The 3898-nt window shown below is 40.5% G+C and carries 5 protein-coding genes; all 5 read right to left on the bottom strand.

Annotated features, from left to right (window positions below; translation table 11 throughout):
- Positions 1–101: 101 nt before the first annotated feature.
- Positions 102–809, bottom strand: coding sequence for a DNA alkylation repair protein (locus tag ACUW85_RS09405; RefSeq protein ID WP_182023690.1), 708 nt, complete (start codon positions 807–809; stop codon positions 102–104).
- A 58-nt stretch (positions 810–867) separates the two neighbouring features.
- On the bottom strand, positions 868–1515 hold the full coding sequence (locus ACUW85_RS09410; RefSeq protein WP_069286730.1) for a YczE/YyaS/YitT family protein: 648 nt from the start codon (positions 1513–1515) through the stop codon (positions 868–870).
- A gap of 54 nt (positions 1516–1569) precedes the next feature.
- Positions 1570–2280, bottom strand: coding sequence for an MBL fold metallo-hydrolase (locus ACUW85_RS09415; RefSeq protein WP_182023692.1), 711 nt, complete (start codon positions 2278–2280; stop codon positions 1570–1572).
- A 247-nt stretch (positions 2281–2527) separates the two neighbouring features.
- A complete protein-coding gene (locus ACUW85_RS09420) occupies positions 2528–3337 on the bottom strand; it encodes an aldo/keto reductase (protein ID WP_182023693.1) in 810 nt (269 codons plus the stop codon).
- 24 nt (positions 3338–3361) lie between these two features.
- The gene (locus tag ACUW85_RS09425) at positions 3362–3745 is read right to left on the bottom strand and encodes an OsmC family protein (protein WP_048728438.1); all 384 of its coding nucleotides are present in this window, start codon (positions 3743–3745) and stop codon (positions 3362–3364) included.
- Positions 3746–3898: the final 153 nt, after the last annotated feature.

Raw genomic sequence — 3898 nt, forward strand, 5'->3', positions numbered from 1 at the left:
TTTTCTCTTTGAAGCTTATTTACATATTAATAAATACTAAATAACGTATTCGTGATATTTGAAATTATTTACCAACACTATTTGTAAAAGAACCATTTAAATTAACATCTGACGTATTTACGTTTAAAACCTATCCGATCTCTTTCAATTTCCTTTTGAATCGACGCATAAGCATTCAAAGTTTGTGGTTTCTTGTGTTCACGCTCAATCACTAATTCACCAATTTCTTCCGCCACTGCTAGGGCTTTTTCAGATGAAGGAATATAGGATAAGCCAACCGTATAAACAAAGTTGTTCATTGAATGCTTGGTCCGTTCAGGTTGATCATGAATGGTTTCTTTAACTTGTTCCAACATAGCTGACAACTTATCTTTATCAAAATTGTCGTCTTTCAACCGACCTAACAACCAGCAATAAGTTGACCAGCCAGCTGACATCCTCAGCTCCTCGCCAGAAGCAATCCACTTGTCCGCCACTTCTTGGGCGATATTTGCTTCAGATAAGGTCACAGCAACCACCCAATCAGCCAACATAAAGCAGTAAGCTTGGTCCATCCACCGGTCATAATCCGCTTCCGTCATGGCATTAGCGTCCGCAATCACACCTGCAAAGTACATGGCATCATAGTTTCCTGATGCATACAATTCTTCAGCAAGGTCTTGATCGATTCTAATCGCTTTCCGCATGGGTTTCATTGACCCAGTCGTTACCCCAAATAACGGCTCAACCGCCCCATTTGATAGGTACATTTTCTTGGTCCGCTCTTTCCCCAAAGATTCCAGTTCCGTCATCACTTCAGCGTATTCCATACCCTCACCCTATCTTTCAAGTCGCTAACATCATTTAGTCTTCGCCTTTTATAGCCGTTTAAATTTTACTGCCAGTTAATTTATGAACAATGGGTTCAGCCAGTTTAGCTCTAAAGGTTGAAATCATCGGTCCCGCAAAGAAACCTAAATAAACAGTCATTAAGCCAACCGGACCACCTAATAATAAGGCCATCAGTAAGCATAAAATTTCATGGGCAAAACGGACTTGCGCATAAGAAAATTTACTTTTCTCCTCAACAGTTGGTGCAATCGCATCTAGGGGTGCTGTACCAATTCCGGCCGAAATGTATAAAGATGCACCGAATAGGAATATCGTACCTGCAATGACAGTCAATACAACCCGGATCAATAAATTCATATCACCGTCACCTAAACCTGCCTGATTAAAAAAGAAATCAAAAAATTCCACGATATAACCGACAAAGAACCAGTTAATAATAGTACCCAAGCCAAATTGACTACGGTCAACGAATACTACGGCTAAAAATATAAATACATTAAAAATGACAACTACCGTACCAAAGCGAATGCCAGTTAAGGCCGAAATCCCCATATTCATTGCACTATATGGATCCATCCCCATATCGATCGTCCCAGATAATGAGATGCCAAATGCAATTGCCACACAACCAATAAAGGCCACAATGGCTCGGATCAGTAAATCTTTATTCAAATAATCTTTCATATAATAATCTCCTTTTTAATAATGTCCTTTATAATAATATCCTTTTTGCCGCTACTAAACTTGCATAAACGCGTCTAATTCCTCAAACGAAATTGGGTCAATATGGCCATGCAAGTAGAAATCAGCGTCCAGTTGACTCAAAGTTTGACGTAAGAAAGCCATTTTCTCAGGGTCTAAATAAGAATTGTTGTAGAAGTCTTCAGTAATGGTATCACCAATGAAGGCCACTTTTTCAGACGGAATATAGATAACCACCCCATCTTCAGAGTGCGGATTCACCACTGGGAAAACTATCACTTCAAGGTTACCTAAATCAATATTCAGCTCACCCTCAAATTCCAAATCAGCTTGTTTTACTTTAATTTGGCTAACTGGATTGTCATACTCAACACGTATATATTGGTCACAAAAAGCACATTCTTCGCCTGTTTCAAGGCGTTCTTGCATCGCTTCCTCAGTCCACTTCCACTCAGCCATCACCCCTAATTGCGCATTGGTTTTTTTATTCGCTAAGACCGGCGTATCCACCGCATGAATCCCATAAGTATGGTCCCAATGCCAATGGGTAATTAAAGTCATGGCTTCTTTAGGTAAACCTAGACGTTCAACTTCCTGGTCAAAATTCGCAACATGGCTGGCAGAATTTCCAGCATCAATTCGCAAGGAAAACTTGTCTCCTTTGATATAACCCAGAACTGGGCGGTCCAAATCCCCATCCGCCGGCATATAATACACATGTTCTGTTAATTGCTTTAATTGTCTCATCCTTTAGCTCGTCTCCTTTTCAATCAATTCATTATAACAAAATTTACAATCTTCCAATACCCCTAGAAATTTTACCCATATAAAAAAGGCTACAACATTTACGTCATAACCCTTTTTACTAATATCGGAATCTTCTTACGCACAAACAACCGTATGTCACTGCGTTCCGGCGGCTGTTCCACAAAAATCAAACTCTTCCTAATGCGTTAGAGGCGTCGAGTCATAACGACTTTTGTCGCACCACCTATTATAAGCTAGCGATTTTCTCTTTGTCTGCGTCGCTCAAGTTAAAGTCGAATACATTCAAGTTGTCTGCTTGGTGGTCTGCGTTATGTGACTTAGGAATCACGACCACACCACGTTCGATTTGGTAGCGTAATAAAACTTGGCCCCAAGTTTTGCCGTATTGTGCACCAATCTCACCCAAGATAGCACGAGAGGCTTCGTCAGTTCCCTTCATTGGCGCCCAAGCTGTGACAACCACATCGTTTTCAGCAGAATATTCAATAATGTCATCGTTCCAAACTTCAACATTTGATTTAATTTGGTTGACCATTGGTTGAATACGCGCGTTATCGATGATGATATCTAATTGGTCTTGGTCGAAGTTAGATACACCAATAGCTTTGATTTTACCTTCGTTATAGGCATTTTCTAAAGCATACCAAGTTTGTAGCATTTCATTCTCATTGTCCCAAGGGTGGTGAATCAAGTATAAGTCAATGTAGTCTGTTTGTAATGCTTCTAGTGAGGCATTTAAAGTCGCTTCAACTTTTTCAGCTGAACCCGCGTGGTCTAAATCACCAGGGATCTTAGATGTGATAAAGAAGTCCTCACGTGGTAAACCAGATTCTTTAATCGCTTTACCAACAGTCGACTCGTTACGGTATGCAACCGCCGTATCAATGGCACGGTACCCTATTGCAATCGCTGATTGCAATTCAGTCGTATCATCAGTCACTTCACCAAAATAGTCCCCGTCAACCTTACCAAAAGTGTTGGTACCAGTACCTAAAATTGGCATCTCTACGCCATTATTTAACGTTACAAATTCCATCATTACACGCTCCTTATATGCTCTCTATTGAAAAACAACTATCTCATTCACTTGAATATTTGGGTCAATACTTTGCACCACCGGACAATACTTGTGTATCATCTTGGTTGCCCGCTCAGCACGTCCCTGATTTTCCTCAGCCACACTCACATACATAGTAATCGTGATTGCAGTAACTGGTTTGGCACTTTCCTCAGAACGGTCAAAATCAATGGCCACGTCATGGAAAGTATGGTCGATTTTTGAATTATTCAAAATATTCCGATATACACCCGCTGAACAGCCCGCAACCGCCAAGACAAAAGTATTCAAAGGTGAAAAACCAGTTTCCTTATTCAAAGGCCAATTATCCCCATTGACGTTGACCGCCTCAGGACCTAACTCAGCCATATTTAAATGTAAGGTCATCTATTCACTCCTCACTCAGCTAAGGGACTGGTTCATCAGTCCCCTAACTTCTTAATACTTTTATTTAAAGTCGCCCCTTGAGAAAACCGTGTAATTCATTACATGGATGAATCAAGTTCTAGGGCGACCGTCATTGTATTCCGTTAATTGATT

This window comes from Aerococcus sp. 150760013-2, assembly GCF_053627715.1.

Bases quoted from the DNA above. Each gene is read 5' to 3' on its own strand.
- ACUW85_RS09405 (WP_182023690.1), bottom strand. From the start codon at position 809: ATGGAATACGCTGAAGTGATGACGGAACTGGAATCTTTGGGGAAAGAG.
- ACUW85_RS09410 (WP_069286730.1), bottom strand. From the start codon at position 1,515: ATGAAAGATTATTTGAATAAAGATTTACTGATCCGAGCCATTGTGGCC.
- ACUW85_RS09415 (WP_182023692.1), bottom strand. From the start codon at position 2,280: ATGAGACAATTAAAGCAATTAACAGAACATGTGTATTATATGCCGGCG.
- ACUW85_RS09420 (WP_182023693.1), bottom strand. From the start codon at position 3,337: ATGGAATTTGTAACGTTAAATAATGGCGTAGAGATGCCAATTTTAGGT.
- ACUW85_RS09425 (WP_048728438.1), bottom strand. From the start codon at position 3,745: ATGACCTTACATTTAAATATGGCTGAGTTAGGTCCTGAGGCGGTCAAC.